General features: G+C 45.0%; 1 pseudogene. It reads left to right on the top strand.

Annotated features, from left to right (window positions below):
• Nucleotides 1–729: pseudogene (locus R7Z49_RS24785) on the top strand (chemotaxis protein); the annotation flags it as partial.

Below are 729 nucleotides of genomic sequence, written 5' to 3'. Positions count from 1 at the left end.
GAAGTGAAAATTGACAGCCAGACCGTTCCTCTCACCAAGCAAGAGCTTAATATGCGCATTTTAACGCGCGAATATGCACTTCAATTTTTTGCTCAAGTTGAGCAAGCCGCCGATGTGCTTCAAGAGCAGTATGACCCCAATGATAAAGTGAACCAGTCTTACGTCCTGCTGTGGAAGATCAATGCAGAAGAAGGCTTGCAAGCAGCAGCATATCAAGTATCACCAATGGCTGCATTGATTGATACGTGGGTGTTCACCCATCAAATGAACCAGTTTTATGCAACGGGCGCTGGCCGTGACATTTTTGCTACAGATGAAGCCAAACAAGTCTCGGCACACTTAGCCAATGAGGTAGACCAGCTCGCTCAATCACTGTTGAAAAAAGAGGTTTACGATAAAACGAAGCTCTTTGTTGCTGACTTTGTTAGACAGTATCCGTTTGCTGATTTAAGCATGATTAGAACGCCCGCTTATCGTGCTTGGTTAGAAGCCAATCAAATCAGTGAGGAAGACGCGGTAACAACGTTGGGTACGATGCCGGAAGCATTGGGAGATGTATCCGATAGATTGAGTTTGGTCTCTGAACAAACGCCAAAGATCATGACTTGGAAGGCGCAGTTATTAGCGTTGAACAGTTCGGCAAGTATTGAGAAGGTTAATGCCGCTTTGAACAGTCTGCAAGTGACTGCTGACTCAATGAGAGATTTCATCGATAACAACCCTGAGTAT

Source organism: Vibrio sp. 1562 (genome assembly GCF_033340155.1).
GTDB lineage: Bacteria > Pseudomonadota > Gammaproteobacteria > Enterobacterales > Vibrionaceae > Vibrio > Vibrio alginolyticus.
The sequence above is the reverse complement of the archived record's forward strand: the minus strand, read 5'-3'. Positions and strand labels throughout refer to the sequence as shown.